General features: G+C 68.1%; 26 protein-coding genes. 12 read left to right on the plus strand and 14 right to left on the minus strand.

The features are described 5' to 3' along the window. Nucleotides 1-84: 84 nt before the first annotated feature. From WDLP6_RS07135 to WDLP6_RS07170, 8 genes are all read right to left on the minus strand, one after another. A complete protein-coding gene (locus WDLP6_RS07135; protein ID WP_162566388.1) occupies nucleotides 85-687 on the minus strand; it encodes a response regulator transcription factor in 603 nt (200 codons plus the stop codon). 64 nt (nucleotides 688-751) lie between these two features. Beyond that, nucleotides 752-2,074, minus strand: a complete 1,323-nt coding sequence (locus WDLP6_RS07140) for a tryptophan--tRNA ligase (RefSeq protein WP_162591770.1) — start codon at nucleotides 2,072-2,074, stop codon at nucleotides 752-754. A 10-nt stretch (nucleotides 2,075-2,084) separates the two neighbouring features. Beyond that, on the minus strand, nucleotides 2,085-2,756 hold the full coding sequence (locus WDLP6_RS07145; RefSeq protein ID WP_162591771.1) for a site-2 protease family protein: 672 nt from the start codon (nucleotides 2,754-2,756) through the stop codon (nucleotides 2,085-2,087). A gap of 45 nt (nucleotides 2,757-2,801) precedes the next feature. Further along, the gene (locus tag WDLP6_RS07150) at nucleotides 2,802-3,437 is read right to left on the minus strand and encodes an L-threonylcarbamoyladenylate synthase (protein WP_162591772.1); all 636 of its coding nucleotides are present in this window, start codon (nucleotides 3,435-3,437) and stop codon (nucleotides 2,802-2,804) included. A 55-nt stretch (nucleotides 3,438-3,492) separates the two neighbouring features. Then, nucleotides 3,493-4,434 (minus strand): DMT family transporter, encoded by a 942-nt coding sequence (locus tag WDLP6_RS07155; RefSeq protein WP_232076985.1) that lies wholly within the window; start codon nucleotides 4,432-4,434, stop codon nucleotides 3,493-3,495. Continuing rightward, the gene (locus WDLP6_RS07160) at nucleotides 4,431-5,285 is read right to left on the minus strand and encodes a 3',5'-nucleoside bisphosphate phosphatase (RefSeq protein ID WP_162591774.1); all 855 of its coding nucleotides are present in this window, start codon (nucleotides 5,283-5,285) and stop codon (nucleotides 4,431-4,433) included. The genes WDLP6_RS07155 and WDLP6_RS07160 overlap by 4 nt, the downstream gene beginning before the upstream one ends. Nucleotides 5,286-5,311: 26 nt before the next feature. Continuing rightward, complete coding sequence (locus WDLP6_RS07165; RefSeq protein WP_162591775.1) at nucleotides 5,312-6,340, minus strand: transporter; 1,029 nt, start codon at nucleotides 6,338-6,340, stop codon at nucleotides 5,312-5,314. Between the two features lie 28 nt (nucleotides 6,341-6,368). After that, nucleotides 6,369-7,997, minus strand: a complete 1,629-nt coding sequence (locus tag WDLP6_RS07170) for an inorganic phosphate transporter (protein ID WP_162591776.1) — start codon at nucleotides 7,995-7,997, stop codon at nucleotides 6,369-6,371. Between the two features lie 152 nt (nucleotides 7,998-8,149). On the opposite strand from WDLP6_RS07170, the gene ppk2 reads away from it, so the two are divergent. The 10 genes from ppk2 (at nucleotide 8,150) to WDLP6_RS07220 (ending at nucleotide 19,286) form a co-directional block, all read left to right on the plus strand. Continuing rightward, a complete protein-coding gene (gene ppk2, locus WDLP6_RS07175; protein WP_162591777.1) occupies nucleotides 8,150-9,067 on the plus strand; it encodes a polyphosphate kinase 2 in 918 nt (305 codons plus the stop codon). Nucleotides 9,068-9,142: 75 nt separating this feature from the next. Further along, on the plus strand, nucleotides 9,143-10,186 hold the full coding sequence (locus WDLP6_RS07180) for an extracellular catalytic domain type 1 short-chain-length polyhydroxyalkanoate depolymerase (RefSeq protein WP_162591778.1): 1,044 nt from the start codon (nucleotides 9,143-9,145) through the stop codon (nucleotides 10,184-10,186). Nucleotides 10,187-10,210: 24 nt separating this feature from the next. Further along, nucleotides 10,211-11,062 carry a lipase family protein gene (locus tag WDLP6_RS07185; RefSeq protein WP_162591779.1) on the plus strand — a complete coding sequence of 284 codons (852 nt, stop codon included), beginning with the start codon at nucleotides 10,211-10,213 and terminating at the stop codon, nucleotides 11,060-11,062. Between the two features lie 87 nt (nucleotides 11,063-11,149). Continuing rightward, nucleotides 11,150-12,418, plus strand: a complete 1,269-nt coding sequence (urtA, locus tag WDLP6_RS07190; protein ID WP_162591780.1) for an urea ABC transporter substrate-binding protein — start codon at nucleotides 11,150-11,152, stop codon at nucleotides 12,416-12,418. A 125-nt stretch (nucleotides 12,419-12,543) separates the two neighbouring features. Next, on the plus strand, nucleotides 12,544-14,124 hold the full coding sequence (urtB, locus tag WDLP6_RS07195) for an urea ABC transporter permease subunit UrtB (protein WP_174259924.1): 1,581 nt from the start codon (nucleotides 12,544-12,546) through the stop codon (nucleotides 14,122-14,124). Continuing rightward, a complete protein-coding gene (urtC, locus tag WDLP6_RS07200; protein WP_162591781.1) occupies nucleotides 14,121-15,335 on the plus strand; it encodes an urea ABC transporter permease subunit UrtC in 1,215 nt (404 codons plus the stop codon). The genes urtB and urtC overlap by 4 nt, the downstream gene beginning before the upstream one ends. After that, nucleotides 15,332-16,207 (plus strand): urea ABC transporter ATP-binding protein UrtD, encoded by an 876-nt coding sequence (gene urtD, locus WDLP6_RS07205; protein WP_162591782.1) that lies wholly within the window; start codon nucleotides 15,332-15,334, stop codon nucleotides 16,205-16,207. The genes urtC and urtD overlap by 4 nt, the downstream gene beginning before the upstream one ends. 2 nt (nucleotides 16,208-16,209) lie before the next feature. Next, on the plus strand, nucleotides 16,210-16,902 hold the full coding sequence (gene urtE / locus WDLP6_RS07210) for an urea ABC transporter ATP-binding subunit UrtE (protein WP_162591783.1): 693 nt from the start codon (nucleotides 16,210-16,212) through the stop codon (nucleotides 16,900-16,902). Between the two features lie 90 nt (nucleotides 16,903-16,992). Further along, nucleotides 16,993-18,534 carry an alkaline phosphatase D family protein gene (locus tag WDLP6_RS07215; RefSeq protein WP_162591784.1) on the plus strand — a complete coding sequence of 514 codons (1,542 nt, stop codon included), beginning with the start codon at nucleotides 16,993-16,995 and terminating at the stop codon, nucleotides 18,532-18,534. A gap of 164 nt (nucleotides 18,535-18,698) precedes the next feature. After that, entirely contained in the window at nucleotides 18,699-19,286 is a 588-nt protein-coding gene (locus WDLP6_RS07220) for a hemerythrin domain-containing protein (RefSeq protein ID WP_162591785.1), read from the plus strand. Between the two features lie 6 nt (nucleotides 19,287-19,292). Here WDLP6_RS07220 and WDLP6_RS07225 read toward each other — a convergent pair whose 3' ends face one another. Both WDLP6_RS07225 and WDLP6_RS07230 read right to left on the minus strand, forming a co-directional pair. Then, entirely contained in the window at nucleotides 19,293-19,970 is a 678-nt protein-coding gene (locus WDLP6_RS07225) for an anti-sigma factor family protein (protein ID WP_162594997.1), read from the minus strand. Next, complete coding sequence (locus tag WDLP6_RS07230; protein ID WP_162591786.1) at nucleotides 19,963-20,538, minus strand: sigma-70 family RNA polymerase sigma factor; 576 nt, start codon at nucleotides 20,536-20,538, stop codon at nucleotides 19,963-19,965. Before WDLP6_RS07230 ends, WDLP6_RS07225 begins: the two co-directional genes overlap by 8 nt. Before the next feature lie 201 nt (nucleotides 20,539-20,739). Between WDLP6_RS07230 and WDLP6_RS35355 the strand changes: the two genes are divergently transcribed. Then, nucleotides 20,740-20,865: a hypothetical protein gene (locus tag WDLP6_RS35355; protein WP_269475562.1), complete on the plus strand. Its 126-nt coding sequence runs from the start codon at nucleotides 20,740-20,742 to the stop codon at nucleotides 20,863-20,865. A 9-nt stretch (nucleotides 20,866-20,874) separates the two neighbouring features. Here the strand turns inward: WDLP6_RS35355 and WDLP6_RS07235 are convergent, their stop codons facing one another. From WDLP6_RS07235 to WDLP6_RS07245, 3 genes are all read right to left on the minus strand, one after another. Beyond that, nucleotides 20,875-22,299 carry an MFS transporter gene (locus WDLP6_RS07235; protein WP_162591787.1) on the minus strand — a complete coding sequence of 475 codons (1,425 nt, stop codon included), beginning with the start codon at nucleotides 22,297-22,299 and terminating at the stop codon, nucleotides 20,875-20,877. A gap of 89 nt (nucleotides 22,300-22,388) precedes the next feature. After that, nucleotides 22,389-23,219 (minus strand): urease accessory protein UreD, encoded by an 831-nt coding sequence (locus WDLP6_RS07240; protein WP_162591788.1) that lies wholly within the window; start codon nucleotides 23,217-23,219, stop codon nucleotides 22,389-22,391. Between the two features lie 69 nt (nucleotides 23,220-23,288). Beyond that, complete coding sequence (locus WDLP6_RS07245; protein ID WP_162591789.1) at nucleotides 23,289-23,666, minus strand: hypothetical protein; 378 nt, start codon at nucleotides 23,664-23,666, stop codon at nucleotides 23,289-23,291. Nucleotides 23,667-24,013: 347 nt separating this feature from the next. On the opposite strand from WDLP6_RS07245, the gene WDLP6_RS07250 reads away from it, so the two are divergent. Next, on the plus strand, nucleotides 24,014-24,469 hold the full coding sequence (locus WDLP6_RS07250) for an ester cyclase (protein WP_162591790.1): 456 nt from the start codon (nucleotides 24,014-24,016) through the stop codon (nucleotides 24,467-24,469). 15 nt (nucleotides 24,470-24,484) lie between these two features. Here the strand turns inward: WDLP6_RS07250 and WDLP6_RS07255 are convergent, their stop codons facing one another. After that, nucleotides 24,485-25,675, minus strand: a complete 1,191-nt coding sequence (locus WDLP6_RS07255) for a pyridoxal-phosphate-dependent aminotransferase family protein (RefSeq protein WP_162591791.1) — start codon at nucleotides 25,673-25,675, stop codon at nucleotides 24,485-24,487. Nucleotides 25,676-25,728 lie beyond the last annotated feature (53 nt).

Below are 25,728 nucleotides of genomic sequence, written 5' to 3' on the forward strand. Positions count from 1 at the left end.
CGCGGATCCGGCCCGCCGGGCCGCAGGCAGCGCCCCCTGAAAGGGGGTAGGCGAAGCGACACGAAGTGCGCGCAGCCTGGGGGGTCAGCTGTTATTCGAAAGCAGCCCGTTGGTCCGGGCGTGGTGGAGCGCCTGGGTCCGGCTCTTGACGCCGAGGCGTCGGAACAGGCGCCAGAGGTGCACCTTCACGGTGTGCTCGCTGATGTCGAGTTCGGTGGCGATGTCGCGGTTGCTCATGCCCTGGTCGAGCATGGCGATCAGCTGGGTCTGGCGCTTGGACAGCTTGCTGCTGGCCGCGGCCACCGGTTCCTCGGCATCGGCGTCGGCCATCAGCAGGCCGCGCAGCACGGCAGTCAGCTCCGCGGAACTGGACGACTTCTCGATGTAGGTGTCGGCGCCGGCCTCGATGCAGGCTTCTTCCATGTCGGCCGCGGGCGAGGCCGAGTAGACCGCGATCGGAACGTCCGGATAGTCCTTCTTCACCTCGACCACGCCCGAGACGCCGTTGGTGTCGGGCAGCTTGAGATCCAGGCAGAACAGGTCGGGCGCGCCGTGCTGCTTCACGGCGGAGGGCAGCTTGTCGAGCCGCTCGAGTTCGACGATGGTCTCGGCCGGCCGCAGGCGACGCAGCACCATCACGATCGCGTCACGCATCAGGGGATGGTCGTCGATGACATAAATACTCATGGCTTCTCTCTCATTTTGTGCGCCCTGGCCGGCAGTGCCGGCCATTGCTGCGCGAAATCGTTGCTCAGCTGCCGCCGGCCGCTTCAGCAGCCAGCGCCTCGAGTGCGGCCGAGGCCGCGCGAACTCCCTCATTGTCGATCGGTTCCAGCTGCGCGGCGAGCAGGCTCAATGCCGGCCCGCCTTGCTGCCGAAGCGTACCGATCATGCGGCCGGCTTCCTGGGGCGATGCGAACCCTACGCTTTGTAACAGCTGTACGCCGTTCGCGTCGAGCAGCTTGAAATAAAAAAGTCCGTCTTTGTCGCGGTATTGCTTGAAACTGGGCCGCACGGTCTTGCCGGCCTTGCGTGCAGCGGCCTTGTCCCGCGCCGCCAGATTGCGCAGCCCGACGGCCTGGCGCAACTCGGCCATGAAGGGGCGCGAGAGCGCGCGCGCCTTGTCGGCGCCGGCGCGAAGGATCTGCTCGATCTGCGCCGGATCGTTCAGCAGCGCGTCGTAGTGCTCGCGCATCGGCGCGACCTCGCGGTCGATGCGCTCGAAGAGGATCTGCTTGGCGTCGCCCCAGGAGATGCCCTCGGCGAAGGCCCGGCGCAGCATCTGCGTCTCCTCGGCGTCCGCGAAGGCCTGGTAGATCTGGAACAGCGCCGAACCCTCGGTGTCCTTCGGCTCGCCGGGCGCGCGCGAATCCGTCACGATGCCGGCGATCAGCTTCTGCAACTGCGCGCGCGGTGCGAAGAGCGGGATCGTGTTGTCGTAGCTCTTGCTCATCTTGCGGCCGTCGAGGCCGGGCAACGTCGCCACCGCATCGTCGATCTCGGCCTCCGGCAGCGTGAAGTGTTCGCCATAGAGATGGTTGAAACGCTGCGCCATGTCGCGCGCCATCTCGATGTGCTGCACCTGGTCGCGGCCGACCGGCACCTTGTGCGCATTGAACATCAGGATGTCCGCGCCCATCAGCACCGGGTACATGAACAGGCCGGCGTTCACGTCGGCGTCGGGGTCGTCGCCGCGGGCGATGTTCTTGTCCATCGACGCCTTGTAGGCGTGGGCACGATTGAGCACGCCCTTGGCCGTCACGCAGGTCAGGAACCAGGTCAGCTCGGGAATCTCGGCGATGTCGGATTGCCGGTAGAAGGTCACGCGCTCGGGGTCCAGTCCGCAGGCCAGCCAGGTGGCGGCGATCTCGAGCGTCGAGCGCTGGATGCGCGCGGGCTCGTCGACCTTGATCAGTGCGTGATAGTCCGCGAGGAAATAGAAGCTCTGGACATGCTTCTCGCGGCTGAACCGCACGGAATGCCGCACCGAGCCGACATAGTTGCCGAGGTGCGGCGTGCCGCTGGTGGTGATGCCGGTCAGGAAGCGGACGGGAGCGGGGGAGGACGAAGCCATGGGAGAAGATTCAGTGCAGCAAGGCCAGGATGGGCGTGAGCAGGAGGTTGATCGCCTGGTAGCCCAGGTTCATCAGCGGCCGCAGCCAGTAGTTGCTGACGATGCCGGCGATCACCAGGCCCATCACGATGAAGAAGCCATACGGCTCGATGCGCGACAGAAAGATCTGGGCACGCCCGTGCGGCAGCAGGCCGGCCAGCACCCGGCCGCCATCGAGCGGCGGCAGCGGGAACAGGTTGAAAGCCCACATCACGAGATTGACCAGCACGCCGCCCTGCGCCATCTTGATGAAGAAGGGCTCGTTGATGCCCCCGGCCACCAGGCCGACGAAGAACAGCGCCCAGATGATCGCCTGGATGAAATTCGACGCCGGACCGGCGAGCGCGACCCAGACCATGTCGCGCTTCGGATTGCGCAGACGATTGAAGTTGACCGGTACCGGCTTCGCGTAGCCGAACAGGAAGGCGCCCGAGGTCGCGAAGTAAAGCAGCAGCGGCATCAGGATGGTGCCGACCGGGTCGATATGCTTGAAGGGATTGAGCGTCACGCGGCCGAGCACGTACGCCGTGTTGTCGCCCAGGTACCGCGCCACATAGCCGTGCGCCGCCTCGTGCACCGTGATCGCGAAGACCACGGGCAGGGCGTAGATGAGCACGGTTTGAATCAGGTTTGAAATGTCCACAACCCATTGTCTCAGGAGTCGAGCTCGACCCCCGATGGCCTGGGGCTACAAGCCCAGAACTGCCAGTGCGCCGCGTCCCTGCCGCACCAGCACCGGCTCGCCGCCCGTGCCCATCGGCGTGAGGTCGACCACCGTGGTCGGTTCCGACGGACAGGCGCCGGCATCGATGACGGCACCGATCTGCTTTTCGAAGCGCTCGCGGATCTGCTGCGCGTCGTTGAGCGCCTGGGTCTCGCCCGGCGGAATCAGCGTCGTGGCCAGCAGCGGCTCGCCATGCAGCATCAGCAGCTCGCACAGCACCTTGTGATCGGGCACGCGCAGGCCGATGGTCTTGCGCTGCGGATGGCTCACCCGTCTGGGCACTTCCTTGGTGGCTTCGAGCAGGAAGGTGTAGGGGCCGGGCGTGGCCGCCTTGAGCAGGCGGTACTGCTTGTTGTCCACCCGCGCATAGTTGGCGAGCTCGCTCAAGTCGCGGCAGATCAGCGTCAGGTGATGCTTCTCGTCGACCTGGCGGATGCGCCGCAGCTGGTCGACCGCGTCCTTGTCGTCGAGATGGCAGGCGAGCGCGTAGCTCGAATCGGTCGGTACGGCGACGATCTCGCCGCGCGCGAGCAGCGCGGCAGCCTGCTTGAGCAGGCGCTGCTGCGGGTTGTCGGGATGAACTTCGAAGAACTGGGCCATGGCGAGCGAGAGGATGCGAAAGCGAAGCGGGACATTCTGCCGCGAGAACGGCGCTTCAGGATTCGGCCGGCTCGATCGGCACGCGCCGCTCACGCACGGTGAGCCAGGCGCCGGCCGCGCCGCAGATCGCGATCAGCCCCATGCCGATCAGCGACACCCGGTCCGGCATCTGGGCGAACAGCAGCCAGCCGCCCAGCATGGCGAAGCCGATCTGGGCGTAGAGGTAGGGCGTCAGCGTGGAGGCGGGCGCCCGTTGGTACGCCAGGATGAGAAGAAAGTGGCCGACCGTCCCCATGAATCCCATCAGGCACAGCAGCGCCCACCAATGCCACGACGGCAGCGCCGTCCAGGCGAGGGGTACCAGGACCGATGCGACCAGCGTGCCGACCCAGCCGGTGTAGAAATGGATCGTGAGCGGATCCTCGGTCTGCGCCAGCTTGCTGGTCAGTACCTGGAACCACGCGTTGGTGATCACCAGGCCGATCGGCAACAGCACCGCCCAGCCGAAGGCGTCGCCGCCCGGCCGCAGGATCACCAGCGTGCCGACGAAGCCGCCCGCCACCAGCGCCCAGCGCAGCGGCGACACGGACTCCTTGAGCGTGGTGGCCGCCAGCAGCGTGATCACCAGCGGCGCGATCAGCACCACCGAGGTGAACTCGGCCACCGGCATGTAGCGCAGGCTGAAGAAGGCCAGCGTGCTCGAAGCCAGCAGCAGGACGCCGCGCAGCAACTGGTACTTGGGATGCCGCGTCCGGAACAGCGCGGCGCCCCGCGTCGGCACCAGCACCGCCGTCGTCGCGATCGCCTGGAACGCATAGCGCACCCAGATGCCCATCAGGATCGGCACGCCGGTGGTCGACAGCTTGGTGGCGCTGTCGAGCGTCGCGAAACAGGCGACGGCGAGCACGACCAAGCCAATGCCCGCGAGGATGCGTTCCGATTCGATGTCGCGCGTGTTCTTCCTTGCGGGAGCGTCCGCGCTGGCCGCCGCCGTCACTGGATGCGGTGCTCCAGCAGTTCCCACACCGGCGTGAGCTTGCCGGGCAGCAAGGGGAGCTTGCCGAGGTCGCAATGGCTTTCGTCGGGGCTGTGGAAGTCGCTGCCGCGCGAGGCGGCAAAGCCGAACTCCAGCGCCTTGTCGGCGTACTCGACGAACTCGGCCGTGGTGTGGCTGCCGGTCACGACCTCGATCGCACGGCCGCCATGGGCCTGGAACTCGACGAACAGCGCGTATTCCTCGTTGGCCGTGAACTTGTAGCGGCCCGGATGCGCGATCACGGCCAGGCCGTGGGCGGCGGTGATCCAGTGCACCGCGTCCTTCAGCGTGGCCCAGCGATGCGGCACGTAGCCGGGCTTGCCCTCGGTGAGGAACTTGCGAAACACTTCGGGCGTGTCTCGGCAGTGGCCCTGCTCGACCAGGAAGCGCGCGAAGTGCGTGCGCGAGATCAGTTCGGGATTGCCGACGAACCTGAGCGCGCCTTCATAGGCGCCGTGGATGCCGACCTTGGCGAGCCCCTCGGACATCTCCATCGCGCGCTTGCCGCGGCCGCCGCGCGTGTCGTAGAGGCCTTCGCTCATGGCCGCGTCGTCCGGATCGAAGCCGAGGCCGACGATATGCACCGTCTCGCCTGCGAAAGTCACCGAGATCTCGGTGCCCGTGAGGTACTTCATGCCGTGCGCGCGGGCCGCGGCCGCGGCGCGCTGCTGGCCGCCGATCTCGTCGTGGTCGGTCAGCGCCCAGAGCTCGACGCCGTTGGCCGCGGCGCGCGCTGCCAGCGCTTCGGGCGTCAGCGTGCCGTCCGAGACCACGGAGTGGCAATGCAGGTCGGCGTTGAGGATCGAGGGCACACCATGAGTTTATTCTTTTCGCTTTTTCAGCGTTTCTTGCGCAACGCGATCCACGCCGCCGCCGCGGTGAAAGTCACGATGATCGACAGCACGACCCAGAAGCCGTGCTTGTGGTCGGCCAGCGGAATGCCGCCCACGTTCATCCCGAACAGGCCGGCGACGATGTTGATTGGCAGCGCCAGCACCGTCACCACCGTCAGCACGAACAGGCTGCGGTTGTTGTCCTCGTTGACGTTGGCCGCGATCTCTTCCTGCAGCAGCTTGATGCGCTCCTGCAGCGCGCCCATGTCGCGCAGCACCACCGAGAATTCCTCGGTCGAGCCGCTCAGCGCCTGTGCATCCGGCTCGGCCATCCAGGCGGGCGGGTTCTGCAGCAGCCGAAACAGCGCCGCCGGCTCCGGTGCCAGCAGGCGCTGCAGCCGCACCAGCACCCGGCGCAGCACGCCCAGCCGCGAACGCTTGTGGTCGAGCCGGCCGGCGAGCTGGTCGTCCTCGATCACGTCGATGCGCGTCGTCACGCCGCGCACGATGTTCACCAGCACGTCGGCCTGCGCGCGCAGCAAATGCTCGAGCAGCTCGGTGCTGGAACGCGGCGCGTCGCCGGCCTTCACCGCCGTGCGCAGCGCGTCGACCGAGCGCAGCGGCTGCGAGCGCGCCGTCACCACCAGCCGCGGCCCGACGCTGATCCACAGCGTCGAGATGTCCGACGGTTCGAAGCTGAACTCGAAGTGGACGTCGTTGATGACCGCGATCAGCGAATCGTCCGCGCGCTCGATGCGGGTCGAATGCAGGCCCTCGTGCAGAGTCTCGAAGAAGACATCGGACAGCCCGGCGTGGCGCAGCAGCCAGCGCTCCGCCTGTGAGTGACTCAGGTTGAAGTGCAGCCACATGTAGGCGCCGCCCGGCGCTGCATCGGGCGCCGCGGCGAGCCATTCGGCCGCGTAGGCCGAGTCGACGGCGCAGGCCGGCTGCGGCGCGGCCGCATCGAAGAGGTAGCCGCAGATCAGCCCGGCCTCGTCGCTGCCGTAGGCGTTGCCGGCCCGTTGCTGCAGCACTGGCGAAGTCGCGGCGGTCAGGGCGCGCTCAGAAGAGGTGGCTGAACAGCCAGTACAACGAGCCCGACAGCAGGATCGCAGCGGGCATCGTCAGCACCCAGGCCAGCGCGAGGTTGCGCAGCGTCGACATCTGCAGGCCCGAGCGGCTGGCCGCCATCGTGCCCGCCACGCCCGAGGACAGCACGTGCGTGGTCGACACCGGCAGTCCGTACATGTCGGCCGCACCGATGGTCAGCATTGCCACCACCTCGGCGGAGGCGCCCTGGGCATAGGTCAGATGGGTCTTGCCGATCTTCTCTCCCACCGTGACGACGATGCGCTTCCAGCCGATCATGGTGCCCAGGCCCAGCGCGATCGCGACCACCACCTTGACCCACAGCGGGATGAACTTGGTCGCATCGTCGATCTCGTGACGGAAGGCGCCGACCTTGCCCTTGGTGTCGGCATCCAGCTTCACGGCGCCGCTCTTGTCGAGCACGCGGATCGCTTCGGAAGCCAGGTACATGTCGTTGCGCACGTTGGCCACCGCGTCGGCCGGGACGCCGGCGAGCGAACCATGGTCCTTGACCTGGGTACCGATGCTGCCGGCGAGGGCCGCGATCGCCGGTAGCACCGTCGGATTGAATTCCTTCGTCCGCACATAGGTCGCGATCGTCTCGCGCGCCTGCGCCGGCTGCGGGGCGGGCAGGGCAGCAGGGGCGCTGCGCACCAGCGCGCTCTGTGCCACCTCGGCCACTGCGACGAAGCGGATGGTCTCCTCGGCGGGCATGGCGCGGTTCAGCGCATAGGCCAGCGGCACGGTGCCGACCAGGATCAGCATGATCAGGCCCATGCCCTTCTGGCCGTCGTTCGAGCCGTGCGCGAAGGACACGCCGGTGCAGGTCAGCACCAGCAGGCCGCGGATCCACCACGGCGGCGGGGCGTTGGTCTTCGGCTCGTCGTAGAGCTCGCGGTTTTTCACGAGCAGGCGCAGCACCATCAGCACCAGCGCAGAAAACACGAAGCCGACGATCGGCGACAGCAGCAGCGAATAGCCGACATTGAGGGCCTGGCCCCAGTCGACGCCGCTGGTGCCGTCGCGCCCGTGCATCAGTGCATTGGCGACGCCGACGCCGATGATCGAGCCGATCAGCGTGTGCGACGACGAGGCCGGCAGCCCGAGCCACCAGGTACCCAGATTCCAGACGATGGCCGCGATCAGCAGCGCGAACACCATCGCGAAGCCGGCGCTCGACCCCACTTGCAGGATCAGTTCGACCGGCAGCAGCGAGATGATGCCGAAGGCCACGGCGCCGCTGGATACCAGCACACCCAGGAAATTGAAGAAGCCGGACCAGATGACCGCGAAGCTCGGCGGCAGCGAGTGCGTGTAGATCACGGTCGCGACCGCGTTCGCGGTGTCGTGGAAACCGTTGACGAATTCGAAGCCCAGGGCAATCAGCAGCGCCACGCCCAGCAGGATGAAAGGCACGTAGGTCGTGACCGGCGTGCCGGCGGCGCTCACGTCCTGAACCAGGCTCCAGGCGGTGTACAGAAGGCCGCTCGCCAGCAGGCCGACGAACACGATCAGCGTGACCGGTCCCGGCTTGGCATCCAGCGAGGGGCGCCCCGAAGACGGGGCCTGGGTCGAAAGCGAAGGCGCGGTGATCGAGCTCATGGCAAGGGGCGGGTTGTGGCGCGGCGCCTGATCGTGGGCGCGTCATGTGACAGCTTCGTGACGGCGCTTGGCCCGTGCCGGGCCTCCTTTGTCACGGAACGGTCATGCCGCGGCGGCAGCATCCGGCTTTCCCTCTGCCTTCCGGATCGACCATGACGCTGCCCAGCACTTTCACCGACCATGAGGATCTGATGCAGCGCATCGCGCGCGACCTGGTCGACAGCTACGACGAGGAGATCGAGCTCGAGCTCGAGGACCGCAATCTCGACGAACTCGAATCGGGAAAGGTGACCGACAAGGCGGGGCGCCAGGCCTATTTCAAGGAGCTCTTTCGCCTGCAGGCCGAGCTGGTCAAGCTGCAGGACTGGGTGCAGCACGGCAAGCAGAAGGTCGTCATCCTCTTCGAAGGCCGCGACGCGGCGGGCAAGGGCGGCGTGATCAAGCGCATCACGCAGCGCCTCAACCCGCGCGTGGCCCGCGTGGCTGCGCTGCCGGCGCCCAACGACCGCGAACGCACGCAGTGGTATTTCCAGCGCTACGTGGCGCACCTGCCGGCCGCGGGTGAGATCGTGCTGTTCGACCGCAGCTGGTACAACCGCGCCGGCGTCGAGCGCGTGATGGGCTTTTGCTCCGACGAGGAATACGAAGAGTTCTTCCGCACCGTGCCCGACTTCGAGCGCATGCTCGCGCGCTCGGGCATCAAGCTCATCAAGTACTGGTTCTCGATCACCGACGAAGAGCAGCACATGCGCTTCCTCGGCCGCATCCACGATCCCCTCAAGCAGTGGAAGCTGAGCCCGATGGACCTCGAAAGCCGCCGCCGCTGGGAGGAATACACCAAGGCCAAGGAAACGATGCTGGAACGCACTCATATCCCCGAGGCGCCCTGGTGGGTGGTGCAGGCGGTCGACAAGAAGAAGGCGCGCCTGAATTGCATCAGCCACCTGCTGGGCCAGTTTCCGTACCACGAGGTCGAGCATGCCCCGGTGACCTTGCCCGCGCGCGTGCGCAATGCCGACTACCTGCGCCATCCGGTGCCGGCCAGCATGATCGTGCCCGAACTGTATTGAGATGCGGCCGGTCGGCCGATGGATGCGCGCAGGCGAAGCTGCTACCGTGTGCGGAACACGCTTTCGCGCACACCGATGTCCCGCCGCTCCACCTCTCCGCTCACGCGCGCCTACCAGCGCAACCTGAAGGCGCTCACCAAGGCCACGCTGAAGAGCGGCAAGCGCATCGCGAGCCAGGTGCAGCGCGCGACCGCCAAGCAGCTCAAGCCGCCGCCGGGCCGTGGCGACTGGATCGGCGGCATGGCGCTCGGCGCCGGCGGCGCCCGGCGCTATCACCTGTACCGTCCGCCCGACCTGCAGTTGCAGCCGGGCGAAAAGCTGCCGCTCATGGTCATGCTGCACGGCTGCGGCCAGACCGGCCGCGACTTCGCGGCCAGCACGCGCATGAACCGCGTGGCCGCGCGCGAACGCTTCCTCGTGCTCTATCCGGAGCAGGACCGCCTGGCCAACGCGCAGGGTTGCTGGAACTGGTACGAACGCCGCTCGGGCAAGGCGGATGCCGAGGCCGCGACGCTGATGGCGGCGATCGACCAGGTGATCCTGCTCTATCCCGCCGACCGCGAGCGCGTTGCGCTGGCCGGCCTCTCGGCCGGCGCCAGCATGGCGGCCCTGATGGCCACGCGCTATCCCGGGCGCTTCAAGGCGGTAGCGATGCATTCCGGCGTTGCGCCCGGCGCCGCGAAGTCGCCGGCCACCGCGCTCGGCGCCATGCGCGGCCGCCATGTGCCGCCGATGCCCGCCACCGCCGTCGGCAAGGCGATGGGCGCGGCGGCCGCGTTCAGCTCGCTGGCGCCGCTGCTGGTGCTGCATGGCGATGCCGACGCCGTGGTGTCGGCCCGCAATGCGGTCAGCAGTGCAGCGGTCTGGGCCATGGCCACCGGCGCGCGGCCCGGCAGCCCGCGCACGCTGCAGCGCGGCAAGCGCCATCCGATGCGCATCACCGACTACACCCGCGGCAACAGAACACTGGTCACGCTGTGCGAGATCGCCGGCCTCGGCCATGCATGGAGCGGCGGTGCCCCCAGCATGCCGTTCAGCGATGTCGCGGGCCCGGACGCTGGCAAACTGATCTGGGCCTTCGCCGCGCGCCAGTTCAGGTCGGGCGCCGTGCAGCCGTAGTCGGTATCGCCGAGGGACAACCCGATGGCCACCATTCCCTACGACGCGAGCCGCGCAGCGCTCTACGCACCCGAGCATCGCGACACGCTGTTCGCGGCCGGCGAGCGCTACACGCCCACCCAGCGGGCCGTCGAAGCCGCGCGACTGGCCTACTACCGCGCGGAAACATCCACGACCGAGCATGCGCGCCTGATCGATGCACTGGCCCGCGCCGGCTTCGATGCGCCGACGCTGTTCGTCGAAGGCGCCACCTTCGCGTTCGGCGCACTGCATGCGCACGACGGCGGCGCGCTGGTCGCCTTTCGCGGCACGCAGCCCGACGAGATCCGCCATCTCGCGACCAACCTGCAGGCGCAGCAGACCGCATGGGCACCGACCGGCGGCCGCGTGCACGCGGGTTTCGCGCATGCGGCGCGCGCGGTGCTGCCGCGGATCCAGGACTGGCTCGCCGGCGCGGCCAGCCGGCGCAGCAGCCTCGTGCTGGCCGGCCACAGCCTCGGCGCGGCGCTCGCCACGCTCGCCGCCACAGTGACGCCGCCCACCTTGCTCGTCACGCTCGGCTCGCCGCGCGTGGGCGACGCGGACTTCGTCGCGGTGCTGGCCGGCGCCGACATCGTGCGCCTCGTCGATGGCTGCGACGTCGTGACCCAGGTACCGCCGGCGCTCTCGTTCTATGCACATGCCGGCGCGCCGACCTACATCACCTGCGACCAGGCCATCTGCGTCATCGACCCGACGCCATCCTTCATCGAGACCGATCGCGCGCAGGGCCGCGCGCGCTACGCGACGGAGCATGCGTGGAAGCCGGGCGCCGTGCTGCTGCGCGACTTGGCGGACCATGCGCCGGTCAATTACGCCAGGGCGTATTTCGGCTGAGCCGCCGTACGCCACCGGGCGTATTTCCGTTGCGCGCCCTCCTGCGCAGACTTCCCTCCATCGTTCAAACCACCGGAGAAGGAAGCCATGCAACGTCGTTTCACCCTCAAGGCGCTCACCGCCGCCGTGGCTCTCGCGAGCCTTTCCGCCGTGCCGGCGTTCGCCCAGGACACCATCAAGGTCGGCATCCTGCATTCGCTGTCGGGCACGATGGCGATCTCCGAGACGGCGCTCAAGGACATGGCGCTGATGACCATCGAGGAGATCAACGCCCACGGCGGCGTGATGGGCAAGAAGCTCGAACCCGTGATCGTCGACCCGGCCTCCAACTGGCCGCTGTTCGCCGAGAAGACCAAGCAGCTGCTCGGCCAGGACAAGGTCGCCGTGATCTTCGGCTGCTGGACTTCGGTGTCGCGCAAGTCGGTGTTGCCGGTGGTCGAGGAAATGAACGGCCTGCTGTTCTATCCGGTGCAGTACGAGGGCGAGGAGCTGTCCAAGAACGTGTTCTACACCGGCGCCGCGCCCAACCAGCAGGCCATTCCCGCGGTCGAGTACCTGATGAGCAAGGAAGGCGGCGGCGCCAAGCGCTTCGTGCTGCTGGGCACCGACTACGTGTATCCGCGCACCACCAACAAGATCCTGCGCGCCTTCCTGCACAGCAAGGGCGTGAAGGATGCCGATATCGACGAGAAGTACACGCCCTTCGGCCACAGCGACTACCAGACCATCGTGGCCGACATCAAGAAGTTCTCGCAGGGCGGCAAGACGGCGGTGATCTCCACCATCAACGGCGATTCCAACGTGCCCTTCTACAAGGAACTGGGCAATGCCGGCCTCAAGGCCAAGGACGTGCCGGTGGTGGCCTTCTCGGTCGGCGAGGAAGAGCTGCGCGGCGTCGACACCAAGCCGCTGGTCGGCCACCTTGCGGCATGGAACTACTTCATGTCGATCAAGAACCCGAGCAATGCGGCCTGGATCAAGGAATGGAGCGACTACGCCAAGGCCAAGAAGCTGCCGGGGCAGGCCGACAAGCCGCTGACCAACGATCCGATGGAAGCCACCTACATCGGCATGCACATGTGGAAGCAGGCCGTCGAGAAGGCCAAGAGCACCGACACCGACAAGGTCGTCGCTGCGATGGCGGGCCAGACCTTCAAGGCGCCGGACGGCTTCACCGTCGAGATGGATCCGAAGAACCACCACCTGCACAAGCCGGTGTTCATCGGCGAGATCAAGGCCGATGGCCAGTTCGGTGTGGTGTGGAAGACGCCGGCGCCCGTCAAGGCGCAGCCGTGGAGCCCGTTCATCGAAGGCAACGACAAAAAACCCGACTTTCCTGCCGGAAAGTCGATGTAGCTGGCTCGCCCCCAGTCTTCGCGCACTTCGTGTCGCTTCGCCAACCCCCTACCGGGGGCAACACCTGCGGCCCGGCTAAGCCGGTTCCGCGGTGTTTCTGGAATTGAGATCGCGTGCAACTATCTATGCGCTTCATCAACTTCTGCGTGACGGCATTCGTGCTGTTGACGACTCTCTCGGCCCACGCACTGACCGTCGACGAAGCACGGGCCATTGCGATCGGCGACAGCGAAGACCGCATCGCCGCGCTGAACAAGGCCGTGACCGATGCCGACGACAAGACCGCCGCCTTCATCCAGGCCTTGAGTGACGACACCGTCAAGGTGAGCGCCGACAAGGTCTTCGTCATCAGGGACGACAAGGCCTTCGATCCGGTGAGCGGCATCGAGCTCAAGCTGCCCGACGACGCCGACGACGTGGTCAACAACAACCTGATGCGCGGCGCGCTCGATGCCGCGCAGGCCGCGCTCAAGCTCACGAGCAAGGACGATGCGGTGCGGGCCGAAGCCGCGGCCGCGCTGTTCAAGGAACCCGACGAATCGCGCTTGCCGCTGGTCGAGAAGGCGCTGGCGGCCGAGACGAACGCCGGCATCAAGGCGAAGCTCGAACTCGTGCGGGATGCCTCGATGCTCACCAGCGCCGACAAGGGCCGCCGCCTCGCCGCGGCCAAGGCGCTGGGGCAGAACAAGAACCCCGACACCAAGCTGCTGCTCAACCAGCGCCTGGCCGACGAGACCGAGGCGGATGTCAAGGCCGCGATCCAGGCCTCGATCGCGAGCATCGACGGCGCGCTGGTCTGGGGCGATCGCATCAACGCGATCTTCAGCGGCATCAGCCTCGGCTCGGTGCTGCTGCTGGCCGCGCTGGGCCTCGCGATCACCTATGGCCTGATGGGCGTGATCAACATGGCGCACGGCGAGCTGATGATGATCGGCGCCTATGCGACCTACGTGATGCAGGGCCTGTTCCAGCGCTACCTGCCGGAGTCGGCATTCGGCCTCTATCTCGTGGCGGCGATTCCCGTGTCCTTTCTCGCCTCGGCGCTGGTCGGCGCGGTGCTCGAACGCGGCGTGATCCGCTTCCTCTACGGCCGGCCGCTCGAGACGCTGCTGGCCACCTGGGGCATCAGCCTGGTGCTGCAGCAGTTGGTGCGTTCGTTCTTCGGCGCGCAGAACGTCGGCGTCGAGAACCCGAGCTGGATGAGCGGCGGCTTCACCATGCTGAGCAACGTGACGCTGCCGTGGAACCGCATCTGCATCATCGTCTTCGCCGGTCTCGTGTTGCTCGCGATGGGCTGGCTCATCGCCCGCACGCGCCTGGGCCTGTTCGTGCGCGGCGTCACGCAGAACCGGCCGATCGCCTCCTGCATGGGCGTGAACACGGCGCGCATCGACACCTACGCCTTCGCGCTCGGCTCCGGCATCGCGGGCCTCGCGGGCTGTGCGCTGTCGCAGATCGGCAATGTCGGCCCGGACCTCGGCCAGAACTACATCGTCGATTCGTTCATGGTGGTCGTGATGGGTGGCGTCGGCCAGCTCGCGGGCACCGTGTACGCGGCGATGGGGCTGGGCATTCTCAACAAGTTCATCGAAGGCCGGGCCGGCGCGGTGCTGGCCAAGATCGCCGTGCTGGTCTTCCTCATCGTGTTCATACAGAAGCGCCCTCAAGGGATCTTCGCAATCAAAGGTCGGAGCGCCGAGGCATGAGCGACGTCCAACTTCCTTCCAAGGGCCCGCTGCTCAGCGGCAAGGGCTGGACCGCTTTCTTCGTCGCGCTGATCGCCGTCTGCGCGCTGGCGCCGGTGCTCAACATGGCGGTCGCGCCCGACAGCGCCTTCCACATGAGCGACTACGCCGTGGCCCTGGTCGGCAAGATCATGTGCTACGCGATCTGCGCACTGGCCATGGACCTGATCTGGGGCTACACCGGCATCCTTTCGCTGGGTCACGGCGTGTTCTTCGCGCTCGGCGGCTACATGATGGGCATGTATCTCATGCGCCAGATCGGGCGCGACGGCAACTACAAGAGCGACCTGCCGGACTTCATGGTGTTCCTCGACTGGAAGACGCTGCCCTGGCACTGGACTTTCAGCGGCAGCTTCGTCGCCACGCTGATCCTGATCGCTGCGGTGCCGGCCGCGGTGGCCTTCGTGTTCGGCTTCTTCGCCTTCCGCTCGCGCATCAAGGGCGTGTACTTCTCGATCATCACGCAGGCCATGACCTTCGCGGCCATGCTGCTGTTCTTCCGCAACGAGACCGGCTTCGGCGGCAACAACGGCTTCACCGACTTCAAGCGCATTCTGGGCATTCCGATCGCGACCCGGGAGATGCGCATGACGCTGTTCGTGCTCACCGGCCTCACGCTGCTCGGCTTCTTCCTGTTCGCCAAATGGCTGATCGGCAGCAAGTTCGGCCGCGTGCTGCAGGCGATTCGCGACGCCGAGTCGCGCGTGATGTTCTCGGGCTACAACCCGCTCGGCTACAAGCTCAGCATCTGGGTCATCTCGGCCGTGATGTGCGGCGTGGCCGGTGCGCTCTATGTGCCGCAGGTGGGCATCATCAACCCCGGCGAGATGAGCGCGGCCAACTCGATCGAGATCGCGATCTGGGCCGCGGTCGGCGGCCGCGCGACGCTGATCGGGCCGATCCTCGGGGCCTTCATCGTCAATGGCGCCAAGAGCTGGCTCACCGTCGCGTATCCGGAATACTGGCTCTACTTCCTGGGGGCCCTGTTCATTGCTGTCACGCTGTTCCTGCCGAACGGCATCGTGGGTCTGGTGAAGAAATGGGCCTCGCGCGAGAAGGCGGCGCCGAGCGAGGGCCGGCGCGAAGCGCAGCGCGCGGTGGCGGCGGGGCAGGGCGCCGAACCCGCCGCGCTGACACCGCTCGCGGCCGAACCGAAGGGAGCCCGCGCATGACACCCGACCTGATGGATGCCGGCGCCGAGCGCATCGCGCGCCACGCACACAGCGACTTCGCCAGCCTCACCGAATCGGGCGGCCGCGAGGCGGGCTATGGCCGGCACGCGACGGTCGGCGAGGTCGACACCACGCACGGCCGCATCCTCTACCTTGAGGACGTGAGCGTGAGCTTCGACGGCTTCAAGGCGATCAACAAGCTCTCGCTCGACATCGCGCCCGGCGAGCTGCGCTGCATCATCGGCCCCAACGGCGCCGGCAAGACGACGATGATGGACATCATCACCGGCAAGACGCGGCCCGACGCAGGCACCGTGTTCTTCGGCAGCACCATCGACCTGCTGCGCCACAAGGAGGCCGAGATCGCGCAGCTCGGCATCGGCCGCAAGTTCCAGAAGCCGACGGTGTTCGAGCAGCTCACCGTGTTCGAGAACCTCGAGCTCGCGCTCAAGACCAACAAGGGCGTGAAGTCGTCGATGCTGTTCAGGCTCGACTCGGCGCAATGCGACCGGCTCGCGGAAGTGCTGCACACCATTCACCTCGAAGGCAGCGTGCTGCGCCGGGCGGGCAACCTGAGCCATGGCCAGAAGCAGTGGCTGGAGATCGGCATGCTGCTGATGCAGGATCCCAAGCTGCTGCTGCTCGACGAGCCGGTGGCTGGGATGACCGACGAGGAAACCGCGCGCACCGCGGAGCTGTTCCTGTCGCTCAAGGGCAAGCATTCGCTGATGGTGGTCGAGCATGACATGAGCTTCATCCGCGCGATCTCGGAGATCGTGACCGTGCTGTGCGATGGCTCGGTGCTGGCGCAGGGCACGCTCGACGAGGTGCAGGCCGACGAGCGCGTGATCGAGGTGTACCTGGGACGATAGCCATGCTCGAAGTCAAGAACATCCATCAGTACTACGGCGGCTCGCACATCCTGCGCGACGTGAGCTTCGCCGCCACGCTCGGCAAGGTCACTGTGCTGCTCGGGCGCAATGGCGTGGGCAAGACGACGCTGCTCAAGTCTCTCATGGGTCTGGTGCCGATCAAGAGCGGCAGCATCGAGTTCGATGGCGCGCCGATCCAGCGGCAGACGCCCTACGAGCGCGCGCGCTCCGGCATGGGCTTCGTGCCGCAGGGCCGCGAGATCTTCGCCCGGCTCACGGTCGAGGAGAACCTGCGCATGGGCCTGGCCTACAAGCCCGGCAGCACGCCGATTCCGCCCGAGCTCTACGAGCTGTTCCCGGTGCTCAGGCAGATGCTGAACCGGCGCGGCGGCGATCTGTCGGGCGGGCAGCAGCAGCAGCTCGCGATCGCGCGCGCGCTGGCGCCGAAACCCAAGCTGCTGATCCTCGACGAGCCGACCGAAGGCATCCAGCCCAGCATCATCAAGGACATCGGCCGCGTGATCCGCATGCTGGCCGATCGCGGCGACATGGCGATCGTGCTGTGCGAGCAGTACTACGATTTCGCGCAGGAACTGGCCGATGACTACCTCGTGATGGAGCGCGGCGAGGTGATCGCGCGCGGGCTCGGCAAGGACATGGAGGCGCAGGGGGTGCGGCAGCTGGTCGCGATCTGACCGAGCCTCGCCAGGATCGTGGCGAGTCACGGCGGAATGCCGGGACAATCGCGAATTGGGCGATGATGGCATCCACTGCGCGAGGCCATCTTGAACCGATACTTTCTCTCCCGCCGCCGCCTGGTCGGCGGCGCGCTGGCCGCCGCATCGCTCGCCCACCCCTTTCTGCGCCTGCACGCGCAGCGGTGGCGCGATCGCGATCCGTTCACGCTCGGCGTCGCATCGGGTAGCCCGACGCCCGACGGCGTGGTGCTGTGGACGCGGCTCGCGCCCGATCCGCTGCAGGGCGGCGGCATGGGCAAGGCGCCGGTCGAGGTGGATTGGGAAGTTGCCGAGGACGAGCGCTTTGCGCGCATCGCCGCGCGCGGCACTGCACGGGCCGTCGCTGCCGAGGCGCACTCGGTGCATGTCGAGCTGCACGGCCTCGCGCCGGGCCGGCCTTACTGGTATCGCTTCAGGGCGGGCGATGCCCGCAGCCCCGTCGGCCGCACGCGCACCGCGCCCGCCGACGGCGACACGGCCACGCCCGCGCGGCTGGCCTTCGGCTCGTGCCAGCAGTACGAGCAGGGCTACTACGCGGCCTACCGCGACATGGCGACTCAGCCGATCGACTGCATGATCCATCTCGGCGACTACATCTACGAGACCTCCTGGGGCTCGCGCCACGTGCGGCATCACCAGGCCGGCATCCCGGCGCAACTGCCCGAGTTCCGCGACCGCTACGCGCTCTACAAGACCGATCCCGACCTGCAGGCCGCGCATGCCGCCTTCCCGTGGCTGGTGATCTGGGACGACCACGAGGTCGCCAACGACTACACGGACGATGTCTCGCCCCACACGGCCGATCCCGCGCAATTCCTCGCCATCCGCGCGGCCGCCTACCAGGCCTGGTACGAGCACATGCCGGTGCCCGCGAGCGCGCGGCCCCGAGGCGCCTCGGCGACCATCTATGGCCGCTATCGCTTCGGCCAGATGCTCGATGTGCTGCTGCTCGACGGTCGGCAGTACCGCTCGCACCACGCCTGCCTGCCGGGCCGCAGCGCCACGCCGCTGGTCGATTGCCCCGAACGCAGCGCGCCCGGGCGCAGCTTTCTCGGCACCGCGCAGGAGGCCTGGTTCGCGCGCGAACTGGTGCGGCCTCCCACGCAGTGGACCGTGATCGCGCAGACCACGCTGATGGCCGAGGCCGATCGCAAGGGGCCACCCGCGCACGGCTACTGGATGGATGGCTGGGACGGCTACGCGGCGGCGCGCACGCGGCTGCTCGATGCGGTGGCGGTGCTCAGGCCGCGCAACCCGCTCGTGATCAGCGGCGACGTGCATGCGTTCTGGGCGGCCGACCTGCGGCGCGAGCCTGGCGCGCCGATCGTGGCGACCGAATTCGTCGGCGGCGCGATCACCTCCGAAGGCCCGAGCGCGGCGGGCGTGGCCAACCTGCTGGCGAAGAATCCGCACCTGCGCTTCGGCCGCGGCGACAAGCGCGGCTACGCGCTGATGTCGCTCGATGCGCGCGGCTGCGCGGTCGAGTACCGTGCCGTGGACGACGAGAAGCTCGCCGGCTCCGCTGTCCGCCGGCTCGCGCGCTTCGCGGTGGAAGACGGCGCACCGGGCGTGCACATCGAATCCGCCTGAGCGGTCGGCGCACGGCGCGCGCACTCGACATCCTCAGGGTTTCCGCGGCCATCGTGACGGATTGCGCAGCGGCGCGCGTCGCCGAGGCCAAGCCCGGAACCGCCGCATGGCCCCGGCCACTCAACGAGGCAATCCTGCATGGCCACCGTGGGAGCCGGACGATCATGTTCACGCACTTCTTCACCTTCTGGCGAAAGCCGCGTCCCGTTCCTCCACCGGCGCCACGCAGCCCGGCCCCCTTGCCCGATGCGGTGGCCCGCATGCCAGCCGCCGCCCGGCTCTCCCGGCCGTCCGCCCGGGGCGACGGGCTTCAGGTCGAATACCACGCGGGACTGGTCGACCAACTGCGCGCGGAGCACGAAGGGCTGCTGGTGCTCTACGACGCGATCGGCCGTGCGATGGGGCAGAACCGATGGCCCGAGGTCTCGGCGCAGCTGCGCAAGCTGCGCGGCATGCTGACCAGCCACCTGTTGAAGGAACGCGTCAGCCTCTACTGCTACCTGCAGCGCGTGATCCCGGAGGACGACGACATGCATGCACTCTTTCTCGGCTTCAAGATCGAGATGGGGGCCATCGGCAAGATCGCCTTCAACTTCGTCGATCGTCATGCCGCGTCCGAGGTGTTCGACGACCCGGCCAGACAGGCGGCCTTCCGTGAGCAGTACGCCTCCATCGGCCAGGTGCTGACCGACCGCATCGTGCGCGAGGAGGCGCAGCTCTATCCGATGTACCAGGCCAGATCGTCCGCCTGAGCGGGCTCAGGGTCCGGGATCGGCCGTGGCGAGGCGTTCGCGCAGGCGTTGCGCGAAGGCCGCCAGCTCCTTGGCGTTCAGGTCCGACGCGGCCCAGAATTGCATGCCGGCCTGGGTCCAGTGCACGAGGTTGTAGCCGCGCCGCGTGGCGGACACGGGCACCGTGGGCGTACCGTCCGGCGCCGGCCAGACGAACAGGTTGACGATGTGCGAGCCCGCGCGGTAGACCAGCGCGGCGACCGGCCGGCCGTCGAGGTAGTCGAGCCGGCCGCCCGTCAGCGGCAGGCCCTCGTCGGCGAGGTCCACCACCGGCGGCGAGAAGTCGAGCTTGCCCGCGAACCAGGGCTTGACGGTGTGGCGGTCCGACGAGGCGACGTCGGCCAGGTGCGAGCCCATGAGCGAGCGCACGTGGCTGTCGGTGACGGCGTCGCTCAGCACGTCCTGCGCGGGCAGCACGAGCAGGCTCAGGGCCAGGCCCCAGGCGGTTGCGGCGCCGGCGCCGAACAGCGCGAGGCCGCGCAGCCAGGGCCATGCCGCTTGCCGGCCGCTGCGTCCCGGTGCGGAACGCTGCGCGTCGGCCATCCGCAGCGCGCCCTGGATGCGCCCGGCCAGCGCGGCCGGCGGTGCATGCCGCAGGCCCTCCTGGCGGATCAGCGCGTCGAGCGGGTCGTCTTCTTCAGGCATTGGCATCCCGTTCCCTTTCCTGTTTCGCCGCGGGGGCTTCCTCGCGCAATGCATCGCGCAGCAGGGCGCGGGCGCGCGACAGGCGCGACATCACCGTCCCGACCGGGATGCCGGCGACGCGCGCGATGTCTTCATACGGCATTCCCTCCAGCTCGCGCAGCACGATCACTTCGCGAAAGGCCGGCGCCAGCGCCTCGATCGCCGCGTTGACGCGCCGGCCGCGGCTGCGCTGCTCCCAGAGCGCGGCAGGATCGCCGCCGTCCTGGGGCAGGGCGCTGATGCCGGCCGTATCGACCTGGCTGTCGCGCAACTCGTCGAACTCGACCTGGTCCGCCAGATGGCGATGCTGCCGCATGCAGTCGTAGCAGGCATTGCGCACGATGCCGAGCAGCCAGGGCCGCACGCTCTCGCCGCGCAGCGCGTCGTAGAAGCGGAAGGCGCGCAGGTACGCCTCCTGCACCGCGTCCTCGGCCTCGCGGTCGTCGCGCAGCAGCCAGCGCGCCAGGTTGTAGGCGGCGGGCAGGTGCGGCAGCGCCGCGGTCTCGAATCGAAGGGTGCGGTCGGTCAACGGAGTCCTTCACTGCATGACGCGGCGGGGCGCTGATTTATTCCATGCCTTGCGCCCGCCTTCGATTCTCGTCAACCCGGTGCGCCGATGGGTGACACATTCCACACATTGCGCAACGGAAATCGCCGGCGCTGCGGTTTTGCGCTGTGCTTCGTGCCATGCGAGGTCTAGCATCACACTGCCATTCGAGAGGAGTTCGTCATGGAAACATCTCACGCGAAGCTGCAACCCCAGGACCCGTTCGCCGCCAGGCTGGGCCTCTACATGTTCTTCACGGGCGTGGTCGCCGCCGCGATCATGGCGGCCGCTTCGATGTTCTGTCCCTGATCCATTCGTTCAGCCGGCGTCCGCACCGAGCGGCGGCGCGATGTCTTCCAGCGAGCGCCGCTCGGCATCGACGCCCCAGCGCAGCGCGATCAGCCCCGCGACGATGACCAGCGCCGCGCCGATCGCATAGCCGACAGCGACCGCGCCGCGGCTGCCGGTTTCGATCAGCGCGCCGAACAGCACCGGCGCGACGAAGCCGCCGGCACCGGTGCCCACGGCATAGAAGATCGAGATCGCGATCGCGCGCATCTCCAGCGGGAATACCTCGCTCACCGTGAGGTAGGCCGAACTGGCCGCCGCCGAGGCCAGAAAGAACACCGCCGACCAGCACAGCGCCTGGCTGCGCGCATCGAGCCAGCCTTGCATGAAGGCCCAGCCGGTCAGCGCCAGCCCGACGCCCGACAGCACATAGGTCAGCGCGATCATGCGCCGCCGGCCCACGCGGTCGAACAGCGGGCCCAGCACCAGCGGCCCCAGCACGTTGCCGAGCGCAAATGGAAAGATATAGAGCGCGACCCGGCCCTCGGGCACGCCGTGGAAGCGCGTCAGCACCAGCGCATAGGTGAAGAAGATCGCGTTGTAGAAGAAGGCCTGCGAGATCATCAGCGCGAGCGCGACGATGCTGCGCTGCGGATAGCGCTTGAACAGCACGTGCGCCACCTCGCGCCATGCCGGACTTGCGCGGGTGCCGAAGGCTGCGCCGCCGACGGCGGGCGCGAGCGGTCCGTGCCGCGTGGCGACTTCGGCCTCGATGCCGGCGACGATGCGCTGCGCTTCGTCGGCGCGGCCATGCGACATCAGCCAGCGCGGGCTCTCAGGCACGTCGCGCCGCACCAGCAGGATCGCCACCGCGAGGAACGCACCGAGGCCGAAGCCCGCGCGCCAGCCCCACACCGGGCCGAGCACGCGCGGATCGAGCAGCCACAGGCTCATGCCGGCACCGAGCGCCGCGCCGATCCAGAAGCTGCCGTTGATGGCCAGGTTCACCCGGCCGCGCACGCGCGCCGGGATCAGCTCGTCGATGGCCGAGTTGATGGCCGCGTATTCGCCGCCGATGCCCAGGCCGGTCATGAAGCGGCACAGCGCGAAGAAGGCGAAGTCCGGCGAGAAGGCGGTGGCCAGCGTCGCCGCGGTGTAGACCGCGAGCGTAACGAGGAACAGCTTCTTGCGCCCCAGCCGGTCGGCCAGCCGCCCGAAGACCAGCGCGCCGACCACCGCGCCGCCGATGTAGAGCGAGCCGCTCCAGCCGACCTGCGCTGCGTTCAGTGCCAGCGTGTCGGCGCGCTCGAGCACGCTGCCGATCGAGCCGACCAGCGTGACCTCCAGCCCGTCGAGCACCCAGGCCACGCCCAGCGCGATCACCACCCGCCAGTGCCAGCGCGACCATGGCAGGCGGTCGAGCCGCGCGGGGATGTCGCTGTGCACGGCCGTCATGCGAAGCTTGGGGATTGCATGGCGCCCCAGTCTAGGCAGTCGCGCGGCGCGCTTTCGTCGGACGAGGGCCTGTTCGCCGCTGGCCGCGCCTATGTCGCCCAGATCCGCGGCGAGGGTCCGCGCAGGTTCCACAGCTCGGCGCGCCAGGCCTGCCAGATCGTGCGCAGCAGCTGCATCGCAGGCTCCACCAGCGGCGCCAGCACGCGCAGCACGATGACCTCTTCGTGCGGACTGGTCGCGCCGGCGCTCGCGCACAGCACGTGGTCTTCGATGAGCGCCCTTGCGACATCGAGCGCCGCGCCGCGCCGCGCACGCGCGATCGGCGTGCCGGCGACGAAGAACATCGAGGCGAGGCAGCGATGGCCGGCCAGGCCGATCGGGCTTTGCAGCAGGCGCCGGTCAGCGGCGTCGATGCGTCCGCGTTCCAGCCAAACGCCCGGTACTTCGACGTGCTGTTGCAGGCGGCCGTGTTCGAAGGGCTTGCCGGCGCCCGGCAGGCCGAGCGCGCTCAGGTCCCAGCCGATCAGCTCGGCGCCGGGCTCGGCCCTGAGCGTGAGCCGGTTCTCCGCGCGGCAGCCGCTGTAGCAGATCGCTTCGAGCGGCAGCCATTCGAGGCGCGCGCCGGCCTCGGCGACCAGCTCGGTGCGTTGCAATGCGAGCTCGCCTTCGGAGCGGTAGAAGCGCGTCGCGCCCGGCGTGGTGATGAGCCCGTGGCTGCCCGCCGCGGCGCGCACGCGCAAGTCGAGCGTGTCGCCGCCGACCAGGCCGCCCGGCGGATGCACCAGCACGTTGTGGCAGATCGCGTCGCCCTCGGGATAAAGGCTTTGCAGGATGCGCAGCGGGCCTTCGTGGCGAAAGCGCGCGACGCTGCGCGCGTCTTCAAGCCGATAGTCGAGGTCGAGTTGCGCGTGCCAGGCCATGGGTCGAGTGTAGGGACTCCGCGGGCCGGCTTGCGCGGCGCCCTTGCGTTTCGCCCGGTCCGCTCGCGATCAGGCCATCGGGAACGGAATGCCCACGATCGTCCTGACGGTGAGCAGGAACACCGGGTCTTCCAGCGGCCGCTGCTTCGGCAACGCGAAGCCGACCTCGAAGTACGGGCTCGTGCCGCACAGGGTGGTGTTCGCGGTCACGAACGCAAAGCACATGAGAAACTCGCTCGCGTGGCGAAGTGCTTCGACACCGAAGTCGATCGTCAGCAGACGCCAACTGCCCCGTCCCTTCAGGAACGGTGCGATCAACTGGATCGCCCGCGGCTCCAGGTAGAACCGGCTTTGCACGATCGCGATGGCCTTGTCGATGCCGAGCGGGCTGGGCCCGTTTCCGTCGGCTGCCACGACGACCTCCGTGTCGTCGGCGAGTCTCGTCATCCATTGCTCGTGCGGCATCGACGCCGAGAGTCTGCGGATTCGAACGAACTCACCGAGCTTCGTCACGACGCCGTGCTGGTCCTCGGGGGCGGGTTGATCGCTGTTTGCGGATTGCGCGTCATGTCACTCTCCATGGTTCGACTGGCTGGGATGCAGCCAATCTACGGCGTGCATCGACCGAAGAAACTCCGGTTCTTGTCATGGAATCGCTGCCATCGGCAACGCGCCTTCGACGAGGTTTCGAAGCAAGAAACGGAGTGCCGTTGTCGGCGCGCATGCCTAAGGTCCGGGCACGGAGACGCGATCCTGCTTCTCTTTCAACCCCATCCATTGAAGGAAATATCACCATGTCCAAAGAAGACGACAACAAGGCCGTCGTCGGCCGCTGGTTCACCGATTTCTGGGGCAAGACCTGCAATCTCGACATCGTCGATCAGCTTGCCGCGCCCGATATGCTGCTGCACTACTCGCTGCATGAGCCGCGTCGTGGCCGCGAAGACATCAAGGCCTTCATGACCGATTTTCGCGAGGCGTTTCCCGACCTTCACTTCTGGGGCGCTGCCGATCTCATCGCCGAGGGCGACCACGTGGTGGGCCGCTGGGAAGGCGGCGGTACGCACACCGGGCCGGCCTTCAGCGACTTTCTCATCGGATCGCTGCCGGCCGCGACGGGCAGGAAGATGCATTTCACCGGCACGACCGTGCTGCGGCTCCAGGACGGCAAGATCGTCGAGGAGATCGGCCTGGACGACGGCGTCAAGGCGCTGCAGCAACTCGGACTCCTCCACGCGGAAGTCCGCTGAAAGAGGCCCGTTTCCTCAACCCGAAGCCAGCCGCGCGACCGCGCGCTCCAGCCCGCCGCGGCCGTACGGAATGCGCTGCACCGTCATCGCTGCTTCCACGCCGGCCAGGCAGCCGAGGATCATCGCCGCGTTCATGTCGCCCAGATGGCCGATGCGAAAGGCCCGGCCGGCGAGCGGCCCGAGGCCGCCCGCGATCGCGACCTGGAAGCGCTCGCGGGCGACGTTGCGGATCGCCTCGGGATCGATGCCGGGTCCGACTGCGATGGTCGTCACCGATACCGAGCGCGAGGCCGGCACTTGCGCGAAGAAGCGCAGCGCGCCGGCCTCGCTCCAGCATTCGACCGCGGCATGCACCGCGTCGGCGATGAGCCGATGGCGGGCGATCACCTCGGCCACGCCTTCGCGGAAGATCAGCGCGAGCGCCGCTTCCATGCCGGCGAGCAGGCTCTGCGGCGGCGTGCCGCAGAACTTGCGGTACGCGTGCGGGCTCTGCCGCAGCGGCCAGTCCCAGTAGTAGCGCGGCGCGCGGTTGCGGCGCGAGACCTCCATCGCCGCCTCGTTGACCGCGACGAACGCGAGCCCGGGCGGCACCATCAAGCCCTTCTGGCTGGCGCCGAGCGCGACATCGACGCGCAGCGCATCCATCGCGAACGGCGCGGCCGCCAGCGATGCCACGACATCGACGACGAACAGCGCCGGGTGCCCGCTGCGATCGATCGCGGCGCGCAGCGCGGCCAGGTCGTTGGTGACGCCGCTGGCGGTGTCGGTGTGGACGATGAAGACGGCGACGATCTCGTGCGCCGCGTCGACGCGAAGCACGGCTTCGACGTCGGCCGGATCGACCGGCAGTCCTTCGGTCCATGGCGTGCGGATCACGCGGCCGCCCATCGCCTCGGCCTGCACCGCCCACGATTCCGAGAAGTGGCCGGTGCTGGCCACCAGCACGGCCTGGCCGGGCGCGACCAGGTTCGCGATCACCGCTTCCCAGGCGCCGTGGCCGTTCGCGGCGTAAAGGTAGATGTCGGAGCGCTCGGTCTCGAGCAGACGCTTCAACCCCGTCTCGCAGGCGGCGATGCACAGATTCAGGCGCGGATCGGCCAGGTCCATCGGCTGGCGGCTCATGGCATGCACGACTTCGTCGGGCACGCGGCTCGGCCCCGGGGAATGGAGAAAGCGGTAGCCGGGCAGCCGAGGGGCGTCGTTCATGCGGAGGGCTCGTTCGATGCGGTGATCCGTCGATGCTAGCCGGCTTGCAGGAG

Origin of the sequence: Variovorax sp. PBL-E5, assembly GCF_901827185.1 — a bacterium.
Classification (GTDB): Bacteria; Pseudomonadota; Gammaproteobacteria; order Burkholderiales; family Burkholderiaceae_C; genus Variovorax.

Coding starts and splice junctions, on each gene's coding strand:
- WDLP6_RS07250 (WP_162591790.1), top strand. CDS start 24,014: ATGTCCAAAGAAGACGACAACAAGGCCGTCGTCGGCCGCTGGTTCACC.
- WDLP6_RS07245 (WP_162591789.1), bottom strand. CDS start 23,666: ATGACGAGACTCGCCGACGACACGGAGGTCGTCGTGGCAGCCGACGGA.
- urtD (WP_162591782.1), top strand. CDS start 15,332: ATGACACCCGACCTGATGGATGCCGGCGCCGAGCGCATCGCGCGCCAC.
- urtE (WP_162591783.1), top strand. CDS start 16,210: ATGCTCGAAGTCAAGAACATCCATCAGTACTACGGCGGCTCGCACATC.
- WDLP6_RS07240 (WP_162591788.1), bottom strand. CDS start 23,219: ATGGCCTGGCACGCGCAACTCGACCTCGACTATCGGCTTGAAGACGCG.
- WDLP6_RS07225 (WP_162594997.1), bottom strand. CDS start 19,970: ATGCCTGAAGAAGACGACCCGCTCGACGCGCTGATCCGCCAGGAGGGC.
- WDLP6_RS07135 (WP_162566388.1), bottom strand. CDS start 687: ATGAGTATTTATGTCATCGACGACCATCCCCTGATGCGTGACGCGATC.
- urtB (WP_174259924.1), top strand. CDS start 12,544: ATGCGCTTCATCAACTTCTGCGTGACGGCATTCGTGCTGTTGACGACT.
- ppk2 (WP_162591777.1), top strand. CDS start 8,150: ATGACGCTGCCCAGCACTTTCACCGACCATGAGGATCTGATGCAGCGC.
- WDLP6_RS35355 (WP_269475562.1), top strand. CDS start 20,740: ATGGAAACATCTCACGCGAAGCTGCAACCCCAGGACCCGTTCGCCGCC.
- WDLP6_RS07170 (WP_162591776.1), bottom strand. CDS start 7,997: ATGAGCTCGATCACCGCGCCTTCGCTTTCGACCCAGGCCCCGTCTTCG.
- urtC (WP_162591781.1), top strand. CDS start 14,121: ATGAGCGACGTCCAACTTCCTTCCAAGGGCCCGCTGCTCAGCGGCAAG.
- WDLP6_RS07255 (WP_162591791.1), bottom strand. CDS start 25,675: ATGAACGACGCCCCTCGGCTGCCCGGCTACCGCTTTCTCCATTCCCCG.
- urtA (WP_162591780.1), top strand. CDS start 11,150: ATGCAACGTCGTTTCACCCTCAAGGCGCTCACCGCCGCCGTGGCTCTC.
- WDLP6_RS07140 (WP_162591770.1), bottom strand. CDS start 2,074: ATGGCTTCGTCCTCCCCCGCTCCCGTCCGCTTCCTGACCGGCATCACC.
- WDLP6_RS07220 (WP_162591785.1), top strand. CDS start 18,699: ATGTTCACGCACTTCTTCACCTTCTGGCGAAAGCCGCGTCCCGTTCCT.
- WDLP6_RS07150 (WP_162591772.1), bottom strand. CDS start 3,437: ATGGCCCAGTTCTTCGAAGTTCATCCCGACAACCCGCAGCAGCGCCTG.
- WDLP6_RS07180 (WP_162591778.1), top strand. CDS start 9,143: ATGTCCCGCCGCTCCACCTCTCCGCTCACGCGCGCCTACCAGCGCAAC.
- WDLP6_RS07235 (WP_162591787.1), bottom strand. CDS start 22,299: ATGACGGCCGTGCACAGCGACATCCCCGCGCGGCTCGACCGCCTGCCA.
- WDLP6_RS07185 (WP_162591779.1), top strand. CDS start 10,211: ATGGCCACCATTCCCTACGACGCGAGCCGCGCAGCGCTCTACGCACCC.